Source organism: Flavobacterium sp. 22659, from assembly GCF_052044235.1.
GTDB lineage: Bacteria > Bacteroidota > Bacteroidia > Flavobacteriales > Flavobacteriaceae > Flavobacterium > Flavobacterium johnsoniae.
Window position 1 is genome coordinate 74,522 of record NZ_JBQEMU010000023.1, and the last position, 20,715, is coordinate 95,236.

Annotated in this window: 21 protein-coding genes and 1 other RNA gene; 10 read left to right on the plus strand and 12 right to left on the minus strand. The window is 32.9% G+C overall.

Annotated elements, in window-relative coordinates:
- Nucleotides 1-173: 173 nt before the first annotated feature.
- Nucleotides 174-2,588: an alpha-ketoacid dehydrogenase subunit alpha/beta gene (locus ACTJIW_RS19765; protein ID WP_440715813.1), complete on the plus strand. Its 2,415-nt coding sequence runs from the start codon at nt 174-176 to the stop codon at nt 2,586-2,588.
- A 144-nt stretch (nt 2,589-2,732) separates the two neighbouring features.
- Here the strand turns inward: ACTJIW_RS19765 and kdsB are convergent, their stop codons facing one another.
- Nucleotides 2,733-3,467, minus strand: a complete 735-nt coding sequence (kdsB, locus tag ACTJIW_RS19770) for a 3-deoxy-manno-octulosonate cytidylyltransferase (protein WP_440715814.1) — start codon at nt 3,465-3,467, stop codon at nt 2,733-2,735.
- Between the two features lie 114 nt (nt 3,468-3,581).
- Between kdsB and ACTJIW_RS19775 the strand changes: the two genes are divergently transcribed.
- A complete protein-coding gene (locus ACTJIW_RS19775) occupies nt 3,582-4,937 on the plus strand; it encodes an outer membrane protein assembly factor BamB family protein (RefSeq protein WP_440715815.1) in 1,356 nt (451 codons plus the stop codon).
- Between the two features lie 87 nt (nt 4,938-5,024).
- On the opposite strand, the gene ACTJIW_RS19780 is transcribed toward ACTJIW_RS19775, so the two are convergent.
- Complete coding sequence (locus tag ACTJIW_RS19780) at nt 5,025-6,434, minus strand: ATP-dependent DNA helicase (RefSeq protein ID WP_073410953.1); 1,410 nt, start codon at nt 6,432-6,434, stop codon at nt 5,025-5,027.
- Between the two features lie 329 nt (nt 6,435-6,763).
- Between ACTJIW_RS19780 and ACTJIW_RS19785 the strand changes: the two genes are divergently transcribed.
- Nucleotides 6,764-7,582 (plus strand): DUF3822 family protein, encoded by an 819-nt coding sequence (locus ACTJIW_RS19785; RefSeq protein WP_440715816.1) that lies wholly within the window; start codon nt 6,764-6,766, stop codon nt 7,580-7,582.
- On the plus strand, nt 7,579-8,187 hold the full coding sequence (locus tag ACTJIW_RS19790) for an RsmD family RNA methyltransferase (RefSeq protein WP_012026482.1): 609 nt from the start codon (nt 7,579-7,581) through the stop codon (nt 8,185-8,187). The genes ACTJIW_RS19785 and ACTJIW_RS19790 overlap by 4 nt, the downstream gene beginning before the upstream one ends.
- Before the next feature lie 44 nt (nt 8,188-8,231).
- Here ACTJIW_RS19790 and ACTJIW_RS19795 read toward each other — a convergent pair whose 3' ends face one another.
- Nucleotides 8,232-10,349 carry a TonB-dependent receptor domain-containing protein gene (locus tag ACTJIW_RS19795; protein WP_440715817.1) on the minus strand — a complete coding sequence of 706 codons (2,118 nt, stop codon included), beginning with the start codon at nt 10,347-10,349 and terminating at the stop codon, nt 8,232-8,234.
- A 238-nt stretch (nt 10,350-10,587) separates the two neighbouring features.
- On the opposite strand from ACTJIW_RS19795, the gene ACTJIW_RS19800 reads away from it, so the two are divergent.
- The 3 genes from ACTJIW_RS19800 to ACTJIW_RS19810 all read left to right on the plus strand — a co-directional run bounded on the left by ACTJIW_RS19800 (nt 10,588) and on the right by ACTJIW_RS19810 (nt 12,937).
- The gene (locus ACTJIW_RS19800) at nt 10,588-11,946 is read left to right on the plus strand and encodes a sensor histidine kinase (protein ID WP_440715818.1); all 1,359 of its coding nucleotides are present in this window, start codon (nt 10,588-10,590) and stop codon (nt 11,944-11,946) included.
- 10 nt (nt 11,947-11,956) lie between these two features.
- Nucleotides 11,957-12,646 (plus strand): response regulator transcription factor, encoded by a 690-nt coding sequence (locus ACTJIW_RS19805; protein WP_440715819.1) that lies wholly within the window; start codon nt 11,957-11,959, stop codon nt 12,644-12,646.
- Between the two features lie 96 nt (nt 12,647-12,742).
- Nucleotides 12,743-12,937, plus strand: a complete 195-nt coding sequence (locus ACTJIW_RS19810) for a hypothetical protein (RefSeq protein ID WP_274250779.1) — start codon at nt 12,743-12,745, stop codon at nt 12,935-12,937.
- A gap of 115 nt (nt 12,938-13,052) precedes the next feature.
- Here the strand turns inward: ACTJIW_RS19810 and ACTJIW_RS19815 are convergent, their stop codons facing one another.
- Both ACTJIW_RS19815 and rnpB read right to left on the minus strand, forming a co-directional pair.
- Nucleotides 13,053-14,300, minus strand: a complete 1,248-nt coding sequence (locus ACTJIW_RS19815; protein WP_440715820.1) for a cation:dicarboxylate symporter family transporter — start codon at nt 14,298-14,300, stop codon at nt 13,053-13,055.
- Between the two features lie 32 nt (nt 14,301-14,332).
- Nucleotides 14,333-14,654: RNase P RNA component class A (gene rnpB / locus ACTJIW_RS19820), an RNA gene on the minus strand.
- A 124-nt stretch (nt 14,655-14,778) separates the two neighbouring features.
- On the opposite strand from rnpB, the gene ACTJIW_RS19825 reads away from it, so the two are divergent.
- Nucleotides 14,779-15,072, plus strand: a complete 294-nt coding sequence (locus tag ACTJIW_RS19825) for a hypothetical protein (RefSeq protein WP_012026489.1) — start codon at nt 14,779-14,781, stop codon at nt 15,070-15,072.
- A gap of 68 nt (nt 15,073-15,140) precedes the next feature.
- On the opposite strand, the gene ACTJIW_RS19830 is transcribed toward ACTJIW_RS19825, so the two are convergent.
- The 5 genes from ACTJIW_RS19830 to ACTJIW_RS19850 form a co-directional block, all read right to left on the minus strand.
- Nucleotides 15,141-15,434: a type II toxin-antitoxin system RelE/ParE family toxin gene (locus tag ACTJIW_RS19830; RefSeq protein WP_149206701.1), complete on the minus strand. Its 294-nt coding sequence runs from the start codon at nt 15,432-15,434 to the stop codon at nt 15,141-15,143.
- Nucleotides 15,427-15,675: a type II toxin-antitoxin system ParD family antitoxin gene (locus ACTJIW_RS19835; RefSeq protein WP_121360636.1), complete on the minus strand. Its 249-nt coding sequence runs from the start codon at nt 15,673-15,675 to the stop codon at nt 15,427-15,429. Before ACTJIW_RS19835 ends, ACTJIW_RS19830 begins: the two co-directional genes overlap by 8 nt.
- A 122-nt stretch (nt 15,676-15,797) precedes the next feature.
- Nucleotides 15,798-16,169, minus strand: a complete 372-nt coding sequence (locus tag ACTJIW_RS19840; RefSeq protein ID WP_149206700.1) for a LysM peptidoglycan-binding domain-containing protein — start codon at nt 16,167-16,169, stop codon at nt 15,798-15,800.
- Between the two features lie 7 nt (nt 16,170-16,176).
- On the minus strand, nt 16,177-16,656 hold the full coding sequence (locus ACTJIW_RS19845) for a BON domain-containing protein (protein WP_012026493.1): 480 nt from the start codon (nt 16,654-16,656) through the stop codon (nt 16,177-16,179).
- 156 nt (nt 16,657-16,812) lie between these two features.
- Nucleotides 16,813-17,232, minus strand: coding sequence for a hypothetical protein (locus ACTJIW_RS19850; RefSeq protein ID WP_123875717.1), 420 nt, complete (start codon nt 17,230-17,232; stop codon nt 16,813-16,815).
- 392 nt (nt 17,233-17,624) lie between these two features.
- On the opposite strand from ACTJIW_RS19850, the gene dnaX reads away from it, so the two are divergent.
- Both dnaX and ACTJIW_RS19860 read left to right on the plus strand, forming a co-directional pair.
- Nucleotides 17,625-18,710: a DNA polymerase III subunit gamma/tau gene (gene dnaX, locus ACTJIW_RS19855; RefSeq protein WP_012026495.1), complete on the plus strand. Its 1,086-nt coding sequence runs from the start codon at nt 17,625-17,627 to the stop codon at nt 18,708-18,710.
- Nucleotides 18,711-18,865: 155 nt separating this feature from the next.
- Nucleotides 18,866-19,387 carry a DNA polymerase III subunit gamma/tau gene (locus tag ACTJIW_RS19860; protein WP_262410781.1) on the plus strand — a complete coding sequence of 174 codons (522 nt, stop codon included), beginning with the start codon at nt 18,866-18,868 and terminating at the stop codon, nt 19,385-19,387.
- 14 nt (nt 19,388-19,401) lie between these two features.
- Here the strand turns inward: ACTJIW_RS19860 and ACTJIW_RS19865 are convergent, their stop codons facing one another.
- Both ACTJIW_RS19865 and ACTJIW_RS19870 read right to left on the minus strand, forming a co-directional pair.
- Nucleotides 19,402-19,980, minus strand: a complete 579-nt coding sequence (locus tag ACTJIW_RS19865) for an NAD(P)H-dependent oxidoreductase (protein WP_121362841.1) — start codon at nt 19,978-19,980, stop codon at nt 19,402-19,404.
- A 159-nt stretch (nt 19,981-20,139) separates the two neighbouring features.
- Entirely contained in the window at nt 20,140-20,700 is a 561-nt protein-coding gene (locus ACTJIW_RS19870; RefSeq protein ID WP_440715821.1) for a Crp/Fnr family transcriptional regulator, read from the minus strand.
- Nucleotides 20,701-20,715 lie beyond the last annotated feature (15 nt).

Sequence of the window (20,715 nt, forward strand, 5' to 3'; positions counted from 1 at the left end):
CAAAAACATAAATAATTATCAGAAAAAGAACAAAAACAATAAAAATAACACAAATAAAATACATAGTTTTTTGGTTTTAAATACAAATAATTGAATTATATTTATTTTAAAGAATTATGATTATTGATTGTTTTTAAGTAATTTCGCAGACTCAACATGACCCCTACAAGATTATGATAACAGAAAAAAGCAATACTACTTTAACCTTTGAAGATTTCAGAACTGAGGTCCTGAATGATTACAGAATTGCCGTAACAAGCCGTGAATGCAGCTTATTAGGCCGTAAAGAGGTATTAACAGGAAAAGCTAAATTCGGGATTTTTGGAGACGGAAAAGAAGTGCCGCAGCTTGCTATGGCAAAAGCCTTTAAAGATGGGGATTTTCGTTCTGGATATTATCGTGATCAAACTTTTATGATGGCGATTGGCGAATTAAACGCAAAACAATTTTTTGCAGGTTTATACGGCCACACCGATTTAAATTATGACCCAATGTCTGCCGGAAGGCAAATGGGCGGACACTTTGTAACGCACAGTTTAAATGAAGACGGATCCTGGAAAGATTTAACAAAACAAAAAAATTCAAGTTCAGATATATCACCTACTGCAGGACAAATGCCAAGATTATTGGGATTAGCTCAGGCATCAAAGATTTACAGAAATGTTGACGGAATAAAAATCAAAGACAAATTTACTGTAAACGGAAATGAAGTTGCGTGGGGAACAATAGGAAATGCAAGTACTTCTGAAGGTTTATTCTTTGAAACTATAAATGCTGCCGGAGTTTTACAAGTTCCGATGGTAATGAGCGTTTGGGATGATGAATACGGAATTTCGGTTCATGCAAAACACCAGACAACAAAAGAAAATATTTCTGAAATACTTAAAGGTTATCAGCGTGATGAAGATTCTAAAGGATATGAAATCTTTAGAGTAAAAGGATGGGATTATGCCGAGTTGGTTTCGACTTACGAAAGAGCCGGCGCCGTTGCACGCGAAGAACATATTCCAATTTTAATTCACGTAAACGAATTGACACAGCCGCAAGGCCATTCTACTTCTGGTTCTCACGAACGTTACAAAAGTGCCGAAAGACTTGCCTGGGAAAGAGATTTTGACTGTATCCGTCAAATGCGCTTATGGATGATTGCCATCAATATTGCCTCTCCGGAAGAATTAGCAGAACTTGATGCTGAATTAAAAAAAGAAGTTCTTGAAGCTAAAAAAGAAGCCTGGAACGATTTTATTAATCCAATTATAGAAGAACAAAATAATCTTTTAGATTTATTGGAGCAGATTGCTGAAGCCAGCATCAACCATAAAGAAAGAATTAGAAAATATATTTCAGAATTAAAAGCTATTAAAGCGCCTTTAAAGAAAGAATTACTGGTTTATGCCCGTAAAATTCTTCGTTTTATAGAAGTTCCAAACAGCAAAGTTATTCTGTCAAACTGGATTACGAATTTTATTGAAGCAACTCAGGAAAAATTCAGCAGCAACCTGCATTCAGAATCAGCACAAAATGTATTTTCTGTACAAAAAGTGCTTCCTAAATATGCTGAAAATGCAAAACCGGATTTAGACGGAAGAATGGTAATTCGTGATAACTTTGATGCTTTATTCAATAAATATCCTGAATTATTGATTTTTGGTGAAGATGTTGGAAACATTGGCGACGTAAATCAAGGACTTGAAGGCATGCAGGAAAAATACGGAGAACTTCGTGTTGCCGATGTCGGAATTCGTGAAGCAACCATTATTGGTCAGGGAATTGGAATGGCTTTGAGAGGTCTGCGTCCAATTGCTGAAATCCAGTATTTAGATTATTTATTGTACGCGATTCAAATCATGAGTGATGATTTGGCTACTTTACAATACAGAACAGTTGGAAAACAAAAAGCACCATTAATTATCAGAACCCGCGGACACCGTTTAGAAGGTATCTGGCATTCTGGTTCTCCAATGGGAATGATTATAAATGCTATCCGAGGAATTCACGTTTTGGTTCCAAGAGACATGACACAAGCTGCAGGATTTTACAATACTCTTTTAGAGTGCGATGAACCTGCTTTAGTAATTGAATGTTTAAATGGTTACCGTTTAAAAGAAAAAACACCTTTAAATTTTGGTGAATTCAAAACGCCGATTGGTGTGGTTGAAACTTTAAAAGAAGGTGCAAATATTACTTTAGTTTCTTACGGATCGACTTTAAGACTGGTTCAGCAGGCAGCAACTGAGTTATTAGATTTAGGAATCGACTGCGAAATTATTGATATTCAGTCTTTACTTCCGTTTGATGTTAATAAAGATATCGTGAAAAGTATCGCAAAAACAAATCGTCTTTTAGTAATCGACGAAGATGTTCCGGGCGGCGCTTCAGCATATATATTACAACAGATTTTAGAAGAACAAGATGCTTACAAATATCTTGACAGCAAACCGCAGACTCTTGCTGCAAAAGCCCACAGACCAGCTTATGGAACAGACGGCGATTATTTCTCTAAACCTTCTGCCGAAGATATTTTTGAGAAAGTGTACAGCATGATGAACGAAGTTAATCCTTCTAAATTCCCAAATTTATACCAGTAATTTAAACTGTTTTAGATAATAAAAAAAGCTCCAAAATTTTGGAGCTTTTTTTTATTATACGAAGTCAAGGTCATTGTGAGGAACGAAGCAATCACACTAACAGGATAAACGTCGTGAGATTGCTTCGTTCCTCGCAATGACGAGTTAAATATCCCTAAGCATCGCTCTGGCTCTTTCTAAATCCTCAGCAGTATCAATTCCAATTCCAACATGAGTTGTTTCAACCATTTTAATACGTTTTCCGAACTCTAAATAACGCAGCTGTTCTAATTTCTCTGAAGCTTCTAAAGATTTCATCGGAAGGCTGTAAAAGTCTAATAAAGCTTGTTTTCTAAAAGCGTAAATTCCGATATGCTGAAAATAACGAACTCCGGCATCTTTCTCTCTTGGATACGGAATTACTGATCTTGAAAAATACAACGCAAACTGCGATTGATCTACCACAACCTTAACATTATTTGGATTGTTGATTTCGTCTTCGTTTGTAATTTCACGCATTAATGAAGCCAAATCAATCTTTTTATCTGGATCATTTTTAAAAACAGATAAAACCTGTTCTAAAGGCCCCGCTTCTGTAAAAGGCTCGTCTCCTTGTACATTTACCACAATATCAACATCAAGATTTGCAACAGCCTCTGCAATTCTATCACTTCCAGATTCGTGTTCTTTGATGCTCATAATGGCTTTTCCACCATTAGAAACAATTTCATCAAAAATCAAATCAGAATCGGTTACAACAAAAACATCATCAAATAATTTTGTTGAAACCGCAGCTTCATACGTTCTTAGAATTACTGTTTTACCTCCCAAATTCTGCATCAATTTTGCAGGAAATCGTGTTGAGGCATATCGTGCCGGTATTACCGCTATTATTTTCATTTTAAATCTATTTTAGCAAAACAAATGTAAGTATTCAAAACTTAGATAAAAAACATAATCGAAACAGATCGTTATAAAACTGAATGGCAGTATTTTAAAAAAGATATTATATTTATGAGAAAAAAAAACATCATGAAAAAACCACAGTTTTTGATACCGCTTTTATTGTTTTTTATTTTAAATAATTCAGTTTTAGGCCAAAATAAATCTAAAACAATCAATGCATTTTCAGATCGGGTTTTTAATGGAAAAGAATACCAGCCTTTAGGCGATTTAAAATGGAAATTTAAAACCGAAGGCAAAATCTTTTCTTCTCCCATTTCTCAAAACAATACGGTTTACATTGGAAGTGAAGACGGGTTTCTATATGCTGTTGATGAAAAAACAGGAAAAGAAAACTGGAAATTTAAAACCAACGGGGCAATTCACAGTTCACCGAGTATATCCGGAAATACAATTTATTTCGGCAGTTTTGATGGCTTTTATTACGCTGTCAATTCCCAAACTGGAAAAGAAATCTGGAAGTTCAAAACCGGAGGCGAACACTGGCTGGGCGAAATTGGAATGTGGGGTTTTAAACCAGCAAATCAATATATGGAAGATTTATGGAGTTTCTATTTATCATCTCCCGTTGTGTACCAAAATGGAAAAACGGCTTTAGTTTTATTTGGCAGCAGTGACGGAAATTTTTATGCTGTTGATGCCAAAACCGGAAATCTAAAATGGAAATTTAAAACAGATGGTCCTGTTCACGGAACTCCCGTAATCGATATAAACAAAATTTACATTGGCGGCTGGGATGCTGTTTTATATGCTTTGAATGCAGAAACCGGAAAAGAAATCTGGCACTTTACATTGGGAACTCAAACAGGTTTTAAAGGAATTCAATCTTCTGTCGCTGTTAGTGATGGGAAAGTGCTTTTTGGAGCGCGTGATCCTCATTTTTTTGCTCTTGATTCTGAAACAGGAAAACTAATCTGGAAATACGATGCCGAGAATTCCTGGATTTTGAGTTCTGCTGTTGTTAAAGACAACACCGTTTATGTGGGAACTTCTGATACTTATGCTTTATTAGCTTTGGACCTAAAAACCGGAAAAGAAAAATACCGTCTTAAAACAAACGGTTATGTTTATTCTTCACCTGCAATTGCCGGAAACACGATTTATTTTGGAGATTTTACAGGGAATTTCTTTGCTTTAAACTTACTTTCAAGCGGAAAAGAATTTAATTCTGTAAGTACTGAAAACAGAAAACAATTTGCATCTGCAACTCTAAAAAATGATCTTTTAGATTTTGGATATACAGCCCAAAATGAAGATTTGACATTTTATGATAATAACAAAAAAGTAATGGATCAATTTTATAGATTAGGACCAATTGTTTCCTCACCTTTTGTAAACAGCAACACAATTTACTTTGGAAGTGCAGACGGTTTTCTATATGCTTATAATCTGCAAAAAGGAAAATAAATCCTCTGGATATTACAACACAATTTTCACAGATTTACACTTATCTATATCTTAAAAAATTCGTGCAAATCTGTGAAATTTGTGTTTTTATTCTTCAAAACTTTCGTCTTTAAAACCAATCAAATACAATTTGTTTTTGGCACGAGTCATGGCCGTGTAAAGCCATCGAATATAATCGTGGTCAATTCCATTTGGCAGATACGGCTGTTCTATAAAAACCGTATTCCACTGCCCTCCCTGCGATTTATGACACGTTATTGCGTATGAAAACTTTACTTGTAAACCATTAAAATATTCGTTTTCCTTAACCTTTTGAAATCTTTTGTACTTTGTTGGCTCATCTTCATAATCTTTCATCACTTCTTCATACAAACGATTTGATTCTTCGTATGTTAACGATGGAGATTCACTTTTTATCGTATCTAAAATCAAAACTGTTTCAAAAGGTTTTTGATCAGGATAATCAACCATTCTGATTTTTACTTTCGCAAAAGTAAATCCGTACAGTTCTTTTATTCCAAATAATTCTAAAACTTCAATAATATCACCATTTGCAATAAATCCGGCTTCATCGGTTTCTTTAAGCCAGAAATAATTGTTCTTTACAACCATTAAAAAATCACCAACAGAAAGTTCACTTTCTTTAAACAAAATTCGGGTTCTAATTTGTTCATTGTACTGGTTTGCTCTTTTATTAGAACGAACAATAAAAGCCGTATCTTCAATACTATAATTGCTGTATGCTGTATTTATGGCATCTTGAATATCATAACCATCTGTTAACCGAACGATATCTTTGAACTTTTTGACATTGAATCTGAATTCAGTAATAAAACTTTCTTTTAATAATTCCCTTAATTCAGTTGCGTTAAATAAAATTCCGGAACTTTCTTCCTGACGCATAACTTCGTCAAGTTCGATATGTTCAATTTCTTTATCATAATGAACGCCCAAAGTATGGGTATCTAAGGCCGGACTGATGTCTAAATTTACCGGCGGAAGCTGTGCCGTATCTCCCAAAAGAATCATTTTGCAGTTGTTTCCAGAATACACATATGAAATCAAATCATCCAGAAGCGAACCGCTGTCTAAGGTACTGTCTGAAATCATCGAAGCCTCGTCGACTATAAAAATGGTGTTTTTGTGTTTGTTGACTTGTCTGGTAAAAGCCACACCGCCACCCGATGATTTTTTAGGAAAATATATTTTTTTATGAATTGTAAAAGCAGCCGTATTCGAATAATTGGCAATTACTTTTGCCGCGCGTCCTGTTGGTGCCAATAGGACAAACTTTTTATTAATATCACCCAGATTATTTACAATCGTCGAAATCACGGTTGTTTTTCCTGTTCCGGCATATCCTTTCAGCACAAAAATTGTGTCGTTAGCCGGTTCTGTTAGAAAAATAGCAATTTTTTGAAAAAAAATATCCTGTTTGTAAGTTGGTGCAAAAGGAAATCTTCTTTGCAAAACGCCGTAAAATGCGGATGAATTCATAAGGTAAATTTGAAACACAAAGTTCGTTCTTTTTAATCGCAATACCAATTGCAAAAATCAATTAGAACTTAAACTAAAATGCAATTGTTAAATTCAGTATCAGAATAAAAAAACAAATTCTAAAACTCAAATCAACCTATACAATTGATAATAAGCACAATAATAATATTTTACTAACTTTATTATAACATTAATTTTTTAAATTGCATTTAATTGATACAATTGTCATTGAAAGTGAAATTGACATTGTTATTTATTTTATTTGTAAGTTTGCGGTCACCTTAAATTTCATTCCTGAAACAAAAAAGGTAACAAATTGTAAATCAATTATGTCAATACACAATAAAAATATCACATCAAAAAATTATAAAAAACTTTCGATTCAGGTTTCACTGAACGGATTTTCATTTTGTTGTTTTGATACTTTAAACAATACAATTACAGCTTTTAATGAAGTGCTTTTTGACACTCAAAAGCAAAATAAAATTGAAGATTTGTATGCTTCGGCTTTTAAAAACCATCCGGAATTAAAAGAAACATATGATGATATTTTAGTTATTCACAACAATAACCTTTCGACTTTTGTGCCTACTGCTTTATTTGATGAAGATTATTTAGGAAGTTATCTGCAATACACCACAAAAGTATTTGACACTGATTTTTTTACTTACGATCAAATTTTAAATTACGAAATGCATTCGGTTTACATTCCGTACATCAACATAAATAACTTTTTAATTGACAATGTCGGCTCGTTTGATTACAAACACGTAAACAGTATTTTGGTTGAGAAAGTTCTCGAAGCTTCAAAAAACAACGACGAGAAAAAAATGGTCGTAAATTTCAATCCGGATCATTTTGAAATTATCGTAGTGCAAAATCAAAAGTTATTGTTATTTAACTCATTTGAATACCAAACTCCTGAAGATTTTATTTATTACGTTCTTTTTACTGCCGAGCAGTTAAATTTAAATCCTGAGATTTTTCAACTGGAATTACTGGGAACAATACAGCAAAACGATCCATTTTACGCGATTGCTTATAAATACATTCGTAATATTTCTTTTCTTGATGTAAGCACTTTAAAAGAAAGAAACAACTATACAACTGCTCAGAATCAAAAACATTATATCTTATTTCAATCATGAGAATCATTTCAGGAAAATACAAAGGGCGCCGGATTTTTCCACCAAAAAACCTTCCTGTAAGACCCACGACTGATATGAGTAAAGAAGCATTGTTTAATGTTTTGAATAATCATTTTAGTTTTGACGGCTTAAAGGTTTTAGATCTATTTTCGGGAACCGGTAATATAAGTTATGAATTCGCTTCACGCGGGAGCGCTCCTATTACCTCTATCGATGGCGATTTTGGATGCGTAAAATTCATTAAACAAGTTTCATCAGAATACGATTTTGACATTGCGGCTACAAAAAGCGATGTTTATAAATTTCTGGAAAACTGCAAAACTTCATACGATATTATTTTTGCCGATCCGCCTTACGGATTAGATCAGGCAGCGTTTGAAAAAATCGTTCTTACTGTTTTTGAAAAAGAACTGCTTTCTGAAGACGGTATGATGATTATCGAACATTCAAAATATACTAAAATGGAGCATTTAAGTAATTTTTCTTTCCAGAAAAGTTACGGAGGTTCATTTTTTAGTTTCTTCGAACTGCATTCTACAGATGATGATGAAGAACTTGAAGGCGATTTACCTTTAAAAGTTGCCGAAGAAGAAGACGAAGGTTAACCATTATAAAAAAATTCCCGTGAGATTCACGGGAATTTTTGTTTCTATCTTATTCTGTTTTCATTTTCATTTACACTTTTTTCTTTAAAACCGCTTTCTTTAATTTTTCCGAAAGAATATTTAACCGAAATTGAAACCTCATGTCCATCAACTATATAGCGTGCTTTTGAACTCGTATCATTAATTGTAAACTCTTCTGTTTCAATTACATTTTTAAATACATTATTACAGCTCAAAGTGCAGTTCCATTTTTTTAGAAATTTCTTCGAAAGAGCCATATCAACTACAAATCTTGGGTTTCTTTCAAAAACACCTTTGTATTGTTTGGTCAACCCCCAAAAACTTAAAACAAAAGTATAGTCTTTTGGAAGTTTGAATTCGTTGTTGGAATAATAATATAAATACGGTTTTGATTTTAAAAACTCTGCCGACGGATCTTGTACTTTTTCCAGAATAAAAATAACAGAATTAGTTGTTGTCCAGAATTTATACGCAAAAGGAAGTTCAAAATCAACATTTAAACCCGTTTCCTTATCAAAATTTATATCTTTAAAAGTCATTATATTTCGTTCTTTATCAAATAAAAAACTATTGTAAACCGGGTTTTTAACCTGATATAAACTCAATTTTACTGATTTGTCATGATATTGAAAAGTCGACGAAATTTCATCAACAAATGCAGGTCCTAAATTAATATTTCCAGCATATATAAAATACGGATTTATATACGTCGCAATATTACTTAATGACGAATAATTAGGTCTCGAAATACTTTTAGCATAATTTAAGCTGATGTTTTTTGTACTGTCAACCGCCATAGAAAACTGTACTTTTGGGAAAACGTTTGTATAATTTTTATCAATTAAAGGTGAAAAATCGGTTTTATATTTTCCGATAACATTTGTATTTTCAGCTCTTAATCCGGCAGAAAAGCTGATCTTTTTAATTTTCCCGGATAACTGGGCATAAGCGGCTGTATTCTGTTCTTTAAAATCATAATATAAAGCTGTGTTTTCATTTCTTTCAAAATCAAAAATATTAGTATCTGATTTTGATTTTGCTGCTGAATAAAGTCCGCCGTATTCGAGGTTCATTTCATTTTTAAACTTTTTTTCCAGATCAATTCTTCCAGAAAAAACATCAACATTAAAGTCTTGCTTTCTGTTTTGAGCCAGATTAAATGCCGTTTCATTATAATTATTTTCGACCATCGTCAGCAAAGTCTGCTGAAAATTAGAATATTGAAATCCTGCAAAAAGCTGCGTATTAATTGCTTTTATTTTCTTAGAATAATTAAGAAACGAGTTTACAAAATTCTTTTTGCTCGAATTGTCACTCTGGGTCAAAACATTGTTTTCCTGATCCTGATTTTTATTATAAGTAAATGTATTGATAGGAAAAGTATCATCACGAAGTCTGGCATTGATATTAAACGAGAAATAATCGTCGTCGTTTATTTTATAAAACAATCCGCCTCCAAAATTGTATTGTTTCCGTTTTGTGACTGCCGAAACATCATATTTAGAGGCAATAGCTGCGTTTTGAATTTGATAATCAATACTGTGGCTTTCCCACGGATTGAGTCTATTGTAATTAAAATTGGCTTTCCATTCAAAGTTACTTTTCTTGAAAGTTGAATTAATTCCCAAATAATTATTGAAATTTTTCTTGAAAGAAGCGGTTTCAGAAATATCCGTTTTAAACCCTTCTTTTTTGCTGAACTTTCTAGTAATTAAAATTACAGATCGTCCTTCGGCTTCATATTTAGAAGATGGATTTTGTATAATTTCAATTGTTTTAATATCAGCAGGATCTAACGCATTCAAATCGTTTATGCCTGCTTTTTGGCTGTCTATATAGATCAGCGGATTTCCTTTACCAATCACCGTGATATTTTCTTTATCTGAACTAACCTGAACGGTTGGCAGTTTTGAAAGTAAATCGACTGTATTTGGAATTGAATTATAAACCGAATTAGCAACATCTACTTTTATATTTCCGTTTGTATTGGTAAACGTTTTTTTGTTTTGGGTGATGACAACTTCATTTAACTGCTCATTTGAAATGGAATCTTTTGGCGTTTCATTTTGAGCCTTAGCGGCAAATGAAAGACAAAAAAGCAAAAGTATAAGGAGAAGTTTTAAGGGCAGGTAAAGGTTCATTTTTAAAAGTTTTTGATTTTATAATGATGCAAAAATGCTTCTAAAAAAGCCCTGCGTAGGTTAATTGAAGGTTAATGCGGCGTTAACGGCTGTTTTGTGTTGTAAAAGCAGTATTTTTGAATTAAGAAATGGGCCGCGAATTTTACAGATTAAACAGGTTTACGCCGGTTTATTTTTTAAAATTTAGTTTAAATATAATTTGTGCAAACCCGTTCAATCTGTAAAATCAGTGAGCTATATGAAACAAAGGATCAATTTATTAATCGCATTTTCAGTTGCAGCGCTGGTCGTTCTGTCTGCAGTGCAATGCTATTTGGTAAAAACCACTTATGATTATAAAGTGGCGCAGTTTCATACTCAGATTAAAAATGAAATTGCTCAGATTTCAAATAATTACAGCGATATTGATTCGGTTTTAGTTTCAAGAAAAGAAACACTTTATACCAATTTATCAGAGAAATATTTTCAGGGAAAAAAATCTAAAACTGATATTAAAAACGGAATTTTAGAAAATGAATACCGAAGTGCATTAACAGCAGAAATTCAACGAAAATTTGAAAGAGACCTGCCAAATTTTAAAATTGATTTTGCAATTGTGCTTAACAAATTCATTTTGTACCAAAACACAAAAAAGGCCGATACTATTTTTTCTGAAAAGCCTTTTATTCAAAACAAATTATACGGAAATCTGGCTTCGTTAAATCATGCCTTTTTGGTTCGAAATTATGTGGGCACGACAAACGGAACTTTTAAAAATCAGGATTATAAATTATTGACAGAAGATTCGATGTACGTTTCGGTAATCGATTGGGAGATGATCATTTTAAGACGAATGGCTTTTGTTCTTGTTTTGTCTTTACTGTCGATTCTTACGCTTATAACTTTGTTTGTAATTGCGCTGAAAGCACTAATTAAGCAGAAAAAAGTGAGCGATGTAAAAACCGATTTCATCAATAATATTACACACGAACTCAAAACGCCTTTGGCAACTTTAGGAATTTCTACTAAAATTCTGGAACAGAAAAATATTCGCGACAATGACCAAAGTTTTAATAGTATTGTCAATACCATTTCACGTCAAAACAACCGCCTTCAAAGCCTGATCGATCAGGTTATGGCAAATTCATTGGCAGAAAATGAAATTGAACTGCAAAAAGAGAAAATTGAAACCGAAGTTTTTCTGCAGACTATTGTAAATGATTTTAAAATCGGTTATCCCAAAATACATATTCAGACGCATTTTGAAACTCAAAAAACAAATCTCGTTTTAGATAAGTTTCATTTAACAACGGCTCTTTTAAATGTTTTGGAAAATGCTGTAAAATATGGTTCAAATACTATTACGATAAAAACGAAACAAATTGAAGATCGGTTTTCTATTAGTATTGAGGATGACGGCATTGGAATTTCTAAAAATAAACAAGCGCTTCTTTTTGAAAAATTTTATCGCGTAGAACAAGGCAACCTTCATAATACAAAAGGTTTAGGTTTGGGACTGTATTATGTAGCGCAAATTGTAAAAGCGCATCAGGGCTCTGTTAACGTTATCAGCGACCTGGGAAAAGGAGCCCGATTTACTATTTTATTAAAAGTTTAATTACCTTATTTTGAAAAGATTACTTTTAGCCGAAGACGATTTTGATTTTGCAGCAATCTTAAAACAATATTTAGAACTGCATCAATTTGAAGTTATATGGGCAGAAAATGGCGAAATTGCTTTAGATTATTTTAAAAATCAAACTTTTGATATTTGCGTTTTCGATGTAATGATGCCTAAACTGGACGGTTTTTCACTGGCCGAAAAAATAATTACAATCAATCCCGAAATTCCTTTTATTTTTTTAACGGCCAGAAAGTTAAAAGAAGATAAAATCATTGGCTTAAAACTAGGCGCAGACGATTATATTGTAAAACCTTTTGAAGTCGACGAACTGGTGCTGCGCCTGCAGAATATCCTAAAGAGAATCGAACAAAAGAGAAGTCTGGAGGGAAATAATACAATTGAAATAGGATCATATATTTTTGATAACGAGCGTTTAACCCTTAATATTAAAAATCACGTTCAACAGCTTACAGAGAAAGAAGCTTCACTTATTGAGTATTTATATTTAAATCACAATCAGTTATTAAAAAGAGATCAGATTTTAATGTCGGTCTGGAAAAAAGACGATTATTTCTCCGGACGAAGCATGGATGTTTTTATCAGCAGACTTAGAAAATATTTTAATTCAGATCCAAAAATCAGTATTGAAAGCGTTCGAAATGTTGGATTAGAATTTAAAATAGAAAAAACATAATAAGGGTCGTGAAAATGATATAAATTTTAAAATCAATTGTATAATACATTCATAATAAAACAATTATACATTTGAGTAACTTTAAAATTCAAAATCATGAACCTAAAAAGATTTTTCGGCGGGTTACTTACCATTCTCGGAATTGTAGGACTTATTTATACAGCCGTTATTTTTGCAAACACTGGCGGCGGAACACGAGATATTAAATCGCTTATTATTTACGGAATATTAGGAATTGTCTTTTTCACATCAGGAATAAGCCTTGTGCGAACTACAAAGGATGAATCTTAAAAATAAGTGCCAAAGGTGCAAAGGTACAAAGGGGCAGAGTTTTAATGGCTTTGTTCTTTTATATCTTTAAACCTTTGCACCTTTGCAACTTTGAACCTTTGCAGCTAAAAAATAACTACTCCAAAACCGGATCAAGATTCAGCTCCGTAAAATCGCGTTCTGTTTTAGAAATTATAATGGTTGCCACAGTATTTCCTATTAAGTTTGTAATGGCTCTGGCTTCACTCATAAATTTATCGACTCCCAGTAAAAAAGCCAATCCTTCAACAGGAATTTTATGCAACGCTGTTAAAGTAGACGCTAAAACAATAAAACCGCTTCCGGTTACTCCCGCTGCTCCTTTTGATGTAATCATCAAAATACCTATTACAGTCAGGATTTCGAAGAAACTCAAATGCACATCATACAATTGTGCAAGGAATATTACAGACATTGATAAGTAAATCGAAGTTCCGTCGAGATTAAATGAATATCCTGTTGGAATTACCAATCCAACAACTGATTTACTACAGCCCATTCTTTCTAGTTTTACCATAATACTGGGCAAAGCAGCTTCAGAAGATGAAGTTCCTAAAACCAGTAGTAGTTCTTCTTTGATGTATTTTAAAATCGAGAGAATATTTATTTTATAATATCTCAAAATACTGCCCAAAATTAAAAATACAAAAAGCGCCATTGTAAGGTAAACGCAGAGCATTAATTTTCCAAGCGGAATTAAAGTCGCTAATCCAAACTTGCCAATTGTATAGGCCATTCCGCCAAAAGCACCAATTGGCGCGAGATACATAACATATTTTAAACCCGTAAAAACAACTTTTGAAAATCGCTCTAAAACCAAAATAGTCTGTTCTCTTTTTTGATAAAAATTCAAAGCAATTCCGCAGACAATTGCTGCTAATAAAACCTGAAGTGTAAAATTTGAAAAGAAAAACTGAAGCCACGAAAAATCTTTTGCGCTTCCATTTGTATATTGGCTTGCATCTCCTAAACTTAATCCTGATTTGTCAATTTTTCCGGGTTGAAATATATAAGCTACAGCTACACCAATTGCTAAAGCAACTGTCGAAACTACTTCAAAATAACCCAGGGCTTTTACACCAATTCGGCCTACTTTTTTTAGATTTCCCATTCCTGAAATTCCCAAAACGATGGTAAGGAAAATAATAGGGCCAATAAAAAGCTTAATAAGATCAACGAACCTTTTTCCCACTATTTCCATTTTTACACCATTTTCCGGCGAAAAATGTCCCAGTAAAACACCAGCAAGAATAGCAATCAAAACCCAAAAAGTAAGGTTGGTAATTATAGCATGAAAAATGCTTTTACTGGCTTTTGATGAAGGATTTGGAGTGTTTATATTCATGAAAAAGGGTTAAGATAGTTTCACAAATATATAAAAAATGCAGACCTGTAAGCCGGATTCTGTCCCTGATAAATCAAGGCCTTATCATTTATCTAGATTCCGAATTACTCCGGAACTCAAGCTACCTACCCTTCAACAACGGACGAGAAGCCCTTAAATGCTGATATACTTGGTATTTCACCGCATAGAGTTTACCTGGTTTCACTACAGCATTACCTGTACATACTTTCTGCTGCACTTGTCCTAATCCCGATTGAAATCGGAACCGACGGGCGTTACCCGCTATGCTTCTCTGTGGTGTCCGGACTTTCCTCCCTCCCAATAAATTGGAACGGCGATAAGGCGGTCTGCGCGGCAAAAGTACAATTTTATCACCTAACTATATTGATTTTAAATTTCAGATTTTATGAGTTTTATCATAACTTTTTAATTTTAAAATAGTTATCTTTAAAAATCTATAATTTTAAATTCAGTTATCATGAAAAGAATGTATCATTACGCAACTGTCTCAAAGGCTTTAGATCAATTGAATGAAAAAGGATTTACATGCGATTTTAATCGAAATGCTGATTTGATTAAAAAAAATCCTGAAAAATTCGAAATTGTTCATGTGTATCGATACGAAGGGGAATCAGACCCGGCAGATGAGGCAGTTGTATACGGAATTAAGTCCAGCAGCGGAAAAAAGGGCGTTTATGTTGCGGGGTTTTCTGCAGATTCAGATCAGGAAACTGCTCAATTTTTATTTGATTTGAGTATTAGAGGAAGATAGTTAATACTCTGTGTTTAGTTTTATCATTTCGACGAAAATAGTATTATTCTCTCGTCGAAATGATAAAATTAAAATTTACTTTTCAAATCCATTTTTCCGTGAAGTATTCTAACTATTTCAATTTCATTTTCTGAAATAATCTGATAAAAAAGAATATGCTCATTAGACTTATAACCTAGTAATTTCTCTGTTACAATATCATATTTCTTTCCAAGACTGGGATTCTCCACAGCTTCCTGACAGGAATCTAAAAGTAAAAGATAATATTTATCGGCCTGATTTTCTGACCATTCATCAAAAGTATAATTCCAAATAGCAGCTAAATCTTCGACAGCTTTATTTGTCAAATGATATTTAGCCATTTTTTTTCTTTGCTTTTAAACTTTCAAGATGTCTTTTCGGATCAAAATTTTCAGCACGCCCGCTTTCTATTCCATCCTGAACTGCTTTTTTTAAAACTAACAATTTATTTTCTTCTTCTTCTAAAAGACGTAACCCTGCTCTCACAACTTCGCTAGCATTTTTATATCTTCCTTCAGAAAGACTATTCTCAATAAAGTTTTCGAAATGATTTCCCAGTGATATTGAAGTATTTCGTCCCATAATTATTTTTAAGACTGTAAAATTACCAAAAATTGGTAACATCAAAAAACTTTATCAGGTTAATACTTTTCTAATTAAAATAAAAAAGTCCAAATCAATTAAGATTGGACTTTTAAAAAACTTTATACTGTTGGTATTTTCAACTTCCAGCCTGGCTGAATTAAGTCTGGGTTTGAAATAATGTCTTTATTGGCTTCAAAAATATCCTGCCAGGAAACTCCATATGCTTTTCCTATTTTAGAAAGAGAATCACCAACTTCAACTGTATATTCTCTCGAAATGTGTTCTTCTACTTCAATATTCATTACTACATCTCCAGAACGATAATCCGGATCAATTTCTCCATAAGCATTCCAAAGTTTTTCTTTATCTGCTGCAGATTTTGCTGTACCGTCAATATACAGCACATTATCTTGTTCTCTAACCTGCAAATTGGCTATTTGTAAATCGCCGGCTAAATTGGTCAGTTCTCTGTATTTATCTTGTAAACTCATAACAATTTTATTTAATAGTTAATTTGTTATCAACTTTTTTGGGTTTCAATTCTTGTAAACTCTGCATCAATGGCTGTAGTTTATCTCTTTTTATTTCTCCTGAAAGGGTAATTACACCGCCCACAACTGTTGCGCTTACACCATCATAAGCATCTACAATTTTATGTACCGATTTATCTAAATCAGCATCAGAATTAATTATAACAGCTGCTGCCGCTGGTTCTACATTTGGCTCTGGAATCTGGCAGTTGTTTATTACAGTTTTGACTCCTTTAACTGATTTAACAGAACTCTCAATGTTTTTCTTGAAAGCATCATCATCACAAGTTCCCACAATGGTCGCAACACCTTCATGCACTGTTACATGTATTCCTGGTGTATCATTTAGTTTTGCATTGATTTCTTTTTCAATATCAGCATCTTTAGCGCTGCAAGCCAATAAAGAAAAGGCAAGCCCCGTTCCCAATAAAATTGATTTGATTTTCATAACAATTTGTTTTAATAATTAACTATCTAAAATTAACCAGATTAACCAGTAAAACTTTATATGATGTGCTTGTGGTTCTTATATCTTTTCCAGTAAAAGAACAAGCCGCAATTTCTTATAAGAGAATTTTAGACGAAGAATTACAGTGCAAATGAATTAATCTGCACTTTGAAGAATTTTTAAATAATTGGTAAGCAAATCTGAGATTTTATTAAATTCAATTTGATAATTGTCTACAAAATATACTTCATTTTCGAGCATTCCGGTCTGAATACCTTTTTTTGAAGCCTGAATATCTCCTTTTCTAACAATCAGAATTTTGAAGTAATGATTATTATCTTTTAAAGTCAATTCATTAAAATCAGACAATTTGGGATCATTGTTGATGTTTTGCTGTCCAATATCAGAGCCTAAATACGATTGGAATTTTCCAAAACCATAAAACGGATTATTGTTGTCGTAATTTCGATAAGTTTTTCTGTTTCCTTTTTTCAATATAAACCTTTTGACTTTTTCAAAATCTTCTACTGAAAACTGATTTGTTATTTTCTGAAAATTAGTTTGATTAAAATTCATGTTTTGAGATTTAACTTGTGGAGAACAGATTATTAAAGGCAAAAAAATAATTATTTGTGAAATCAGTTTTTTCATGACTTAATTCTCTTTAGAATATTTGACTGCGATTTTAAGTTCGGAGATATACTTCCATTTTAATATATAATTTGGATTAGCGATACATCTATACTAACCTTATCAAACTTAAAGATTTCTTTATCAAAAAGAAATACAATTATTACAAAAAAATAAAGTTTACTATGATGAGTTATTTTCATTTCTGAAACTCGAAATTAAAAAATAACGTTACTTGCTCAGATTCAAACTACTCAAAATCTTCTCTAAGATTTATGATTTTCAGATTTGTGATTTGGTAATTTTCAGCCTATATTTGCTATCGAATAAAAAAGAATATGGAACAATTTGTAGTATCGGCTCGTAAATACCGTCCACAGACATTTAAGGATGTTGTGGGACAAAAAGCCATTACCAACACTTTGTTGAACGCTATCGAAAGCAATCACCTGGCTTCGGCTCTTTTATTTACGGGACCTCGTGGAGTTGGTAAAACAACCTGCGCTCGTATTTTGGCTCGAAAAATAAATCAGCCTGGATATGATGATCCTACAGAAGATTTTGCTTTTAACGTTTTTGAGCTGGATGCTGCTTCAAACAACTCGGTTGATGATATTCGTAATCTTATCGATCAGGTTAGAATTCCGCCGCAAACAGGACAATATAAAGTATATATCATTGACGAGGTTCATATGTTGTCTTCTGCCGCTTTTAATGCTTTCCTTAAAACATTAGAAGAGCCGCCAAAGCACGCTATTTTCATTTTAGCTACAACAGAAAAACACAAAATCCTTCCAACGATTTTATCACGTTGTCAGATTTTTGATTTTAAACGAATTACAGTTAAAGATGCTAAAGAACATTTAGCAGATGTTGCTGAAAGTCAAGGAATCAATTTTGAAGACGATGCATTACACATTATTGCTCAAAAAGCAGATGGTGCAATGCGTGATGCGTTATCTATTTTTGACCGTGTCGTTTCGTATTGCGGTACTAACCTGACACGTCAGGCTGTAACGGAAAACTTAAATGTTTTAGATTACGAAACCTATATTACAGTTACAGATTTAATTCTTGAAAATAAAATTCCGGATCTTTTAATTGCTTACAACGATATTCTTGCAAAAGGTTTTGACGGGCATCATTTTATTGCCGGATTAGCGTCTCATTTTAGAGATTTATTAGTCAGCAAAACACCTTCGACTATTGCTTTATTAGAAGTTGGAGAACAAGCACAGCAGATGTACGGAGTACAATCTCAAAAGTGTTCTCAGGAATTTTTATTAAAAGGAATTGACATTGCAAACGACTGCGACCTGAAATACAAATTAAGTCAAAATCAGCGTCTTTTAGTTGAATTATGTTTGATGCAATTGGCCTCTATCAACTTTGATGGAGAAAAAAAAAAGTTGAGCAATTCATAATTCCGCCCACTTATTATAAAAATGGAAGTTTTTCAATTGTTGAAGTTCCAAATTTAAAATCTCAAACTCCAAATAAGGAAGAAAATAGCAATGTCAGTCAAAATAGAAATGACAATGATACGTCTGTTGTAAATACTGCAGCGCAAACTCCTGTCGTGGAAACTCCAAAAGTTGAAACTCCTGTAACTCCAAGAGCAGAAATAGGCGGAGAACCTAAAGTTTCTGCATTTTCTTTAGCAAGTATTCGAAAGAAAAAAGAAATGGAAGAAAGCAGTAAGAGTTATGTTAAACCATCATCTGTATTACCTACAGAGGAATTTAACGAAACTGACATGCGTCTTCACTGGAATAAATATGCTGAACGTTTAGGTCAAAAAGGCCTAAAAATCATGGAATCGATATTACTTATCAGCGATCCTGTTTTAGAAGGAACCAGAATTAGTTACGAACTGCCAAATGAAGGATCAAAACTGGAGTTTGAAAGTCAGATGAACGGGTTATTAGGACATTTAAAAGGACATTTACACAATCATGATATTACGATAGAAGTAATTGTAAACGAAAAAGTTGAAGCTAAAAGAAGTTACAATAATCAAGACCGTTACAATCGTTTCTTAGAAATCAATCCAAACATCGAGCTTTTGCGTTCAACATTTGGATTGGATTTAAAAGATTAATTCTACACTGCTTTTTATTTATTTCGAATACCGAAATTATATACTTTTTCGAGCCATTTTTTTCTTTGATTTTCATCAGAATTTTTAATAATTCCGATGTAACTGACTTTTACGGGTTTTACACCGCAAAATCCCAGAGTTGATTTTTTTAACTGATTTACGCTTGGTCTGCCAAAAGACAATCTATAAAACCATCCGGGCTGATCTAAAGTTGTTATAATATGTGCCGTTTTACCTTTGAGCAATTTATCCCACCAAACGGAGTTTTCACGATACTGAAAAGCCATTCCGGGTAAAAACAAACGATCAATAAATCCTTTTGCAACTGCCGGAAGTCCGCCCCACCAAACAGGATGAATCCATACTAAATGATCGGCTCTTTTTATTTTTTCCCATGATTCGAGTAAATCAGGTTCTAATTCAGTTCGTTTTTGGTAACCAAATTTTAAATTGGGATTGAAGTTTAAATCCGCAATTGTTATTGTTTCTACTTGTGCTCCAGAAGCGTCTGCACCTTTTTTATAAGATTCTGCAATAGCAAAATTAAAACTGTCAGGGTTTGGATGCCCATTTATGATCAAGATCTTTTTCATATTATTTTTTTTCAAAAATACCACTCGGCTTATTTATTCTACTGGACAAATGTCCTAAAAAACTTATTTAAATTTTAATGTTTAACGTAGATTTAGCAGTTTTATTTTTAAAGAATATTTTTACAAAAAAAAAACTATTAATAAGCGGGAAATAAAAAATCAAACCATTGCTTTTCGAATTCGGCTTAAGTGCCTTGGCGTAACTCCTAAATAGGAAGCCAGATATTGCAACGGAATTAACTGCAGATATTTTTGATGATTTTTATACAGCTCTTCATAACGCTGTGCGCCCGATAATTTTTGAAATGAAACCATTCTTTTTTGAAGATTTACAAATTCCATTTCCGTCAATTTTCTTCCGGTTTCCTGCCAGTTAATGCTGGCTTGATACAGTTTCTCTAAAGCTTTTCGATCTAAAACCTGCAATTGTGTATCGACTAAAGCCTGAACATTTTCTTCTGCTTTCTCTTGTGTAATAAAGCTGGCAAATGAAGCCATAAATTCATTTTCGAAAGCAAAACAGTTCGTAATTTCGTCTCCTTTATGATTCAAAAAAAAGGAACGTAAAATTCCTTTTTTTATAAATACTATTTCATTGCAAACCTGATTTTCAGTCAGCAAAAATTCTCCCTTTTTAAGCATGCGAAAAGTTATCAAATCATCTAAAAGAGACAATTCATCTTTGGAGAAATCTTGTATGGACTGAAAAACTGATTTCATTATAAATATTGTTTT

Coding starts and splice junctions, on each gene's coding strand:
- ACTJIW_RS19765 (WP_440715813.1), top strand. CDS start 174: ATGATAACAGAAAAAAGCAATACTACTTTAACCTTTGAAGATTTCAGA.
- kdsB (WP_440715814.1), bottom strand. CDS start 3,467: ATGAAAATAATAGCGGTAATACCGGCACGATATGCCTCAACACGATTT.
- ACTJIW_RS19775 (WP_440715815.1), top strand. CDS start 3,582: ATGAGAAAAAAAAACATCATGAAAAAACCACAGTTTTTGATACCGCTT.
- ACTJIW_RS19780 (WP_073410953.1), bottom strand. CDS start 6,434: ATGAATTCATCCGCATTTTACGGCGTTTTGCAAAGAAGATTTCCTTTT.
- ACTJIW_RS19785 (WP_440715816.1), top strand. CDS start 6,764: ATGTCAATACACAATAAAAATATCACATCAAAAAATTATAAAAAACTT.
- ACTJIW_RS19790 (WP_012026482.1), top strand. CDS start 7,579: ATGAGAATCATTTCAGGAAAATACAAAGGGCGCCGGATTTTTCCACCA.
- ACTJIW_RS19795 (WP_440715817.1), bottom strand. CDS start 10,349: ATGAACCTTTACCTGCCCTTAAAACTTCTCCTTATACTTTTGCTTTTT.
- ACTJIW_RS19800 (WP_440715818.1), top strand. CDS start 10,588: ATGAAACAAAGGATCAATTTATTAATCGCATTTTCAGTTGCAGCGCTG.
- ACTJIW_RS19810 (WP_274250779.1), top strand. CDS start 12,743: ATGAACCTAAAAAGATTTTTCGGCGGGTTACTTACCATTCTCGGAATT.
- ACTJIW_RS19815 (WP_440715820.1), bottom strand. CDS start 14,300: ATGAATATAAACACTCCAAATCCTTCATCAAAAGCCAGTAAAAGCATT.
- ACTJIW_RS19825 (WP_012026489.1), top strand. CDS start 14,779: ATGAAAAGAATGTATCATTACGCAACTGTCTCAAAGGCTTTAGATCAA.
- ACTJIW_RS19830 (WP_149206701.1), bottom strand. CDS start 15,434: ATGGCTAAATATCATTTGACAAATAAAGCTGTCGAAGATTTAGCTGCT.
- ACTJIW_RS19835 (WP_121360636.1), bottom strand. CDS start 15,675: ATGGGACGAAATACTTCAATATCACTGGGAAATCATTTCGAAAACTTT.
- ACTJIW_RS19840 (WP_149206700.1), bottom strand. CDS start 16,169: ATGAGTTTACAAGATAAATACAGAGAACTGACCAATTTAGCCGGCGAT.
- ACTJIW_RS19845 (WP_012026493.1), bottom strand. CDS start 16,656: ATGAAAATCAAATCAATTTTATTGGGAACGGGGCTTGCCTTTTCTTTA.
- ACTJIW_RS19850 (WP_123875717.1), bottom strand. CDS start 17,232: ATGAATTTTAATCAAACTAATTTTCAGAAAATAACAAATCAGTTTTCA.
- dnaX (WP_012026495.1), top strand. CDS start 17,625: ATGGAACAATTTGTAGTATCGGCTCGTAAATACCGTCCACAGACATTT.
- ACTJIW_RS19865 (WP_121362841.1), bottom strand. CDS start 19,980: ATGAAAAAGATCTTGATCATAAATGGGCATCCAAACCCTGACAGTTTT.
- ACTJIW_RS19870 (WP_440715821.1), bottom strand. CDS start 20,700: ATGAAATCAGTTTTTCAGTCCATACAAGATTTCTCCAAAGATGAATTG.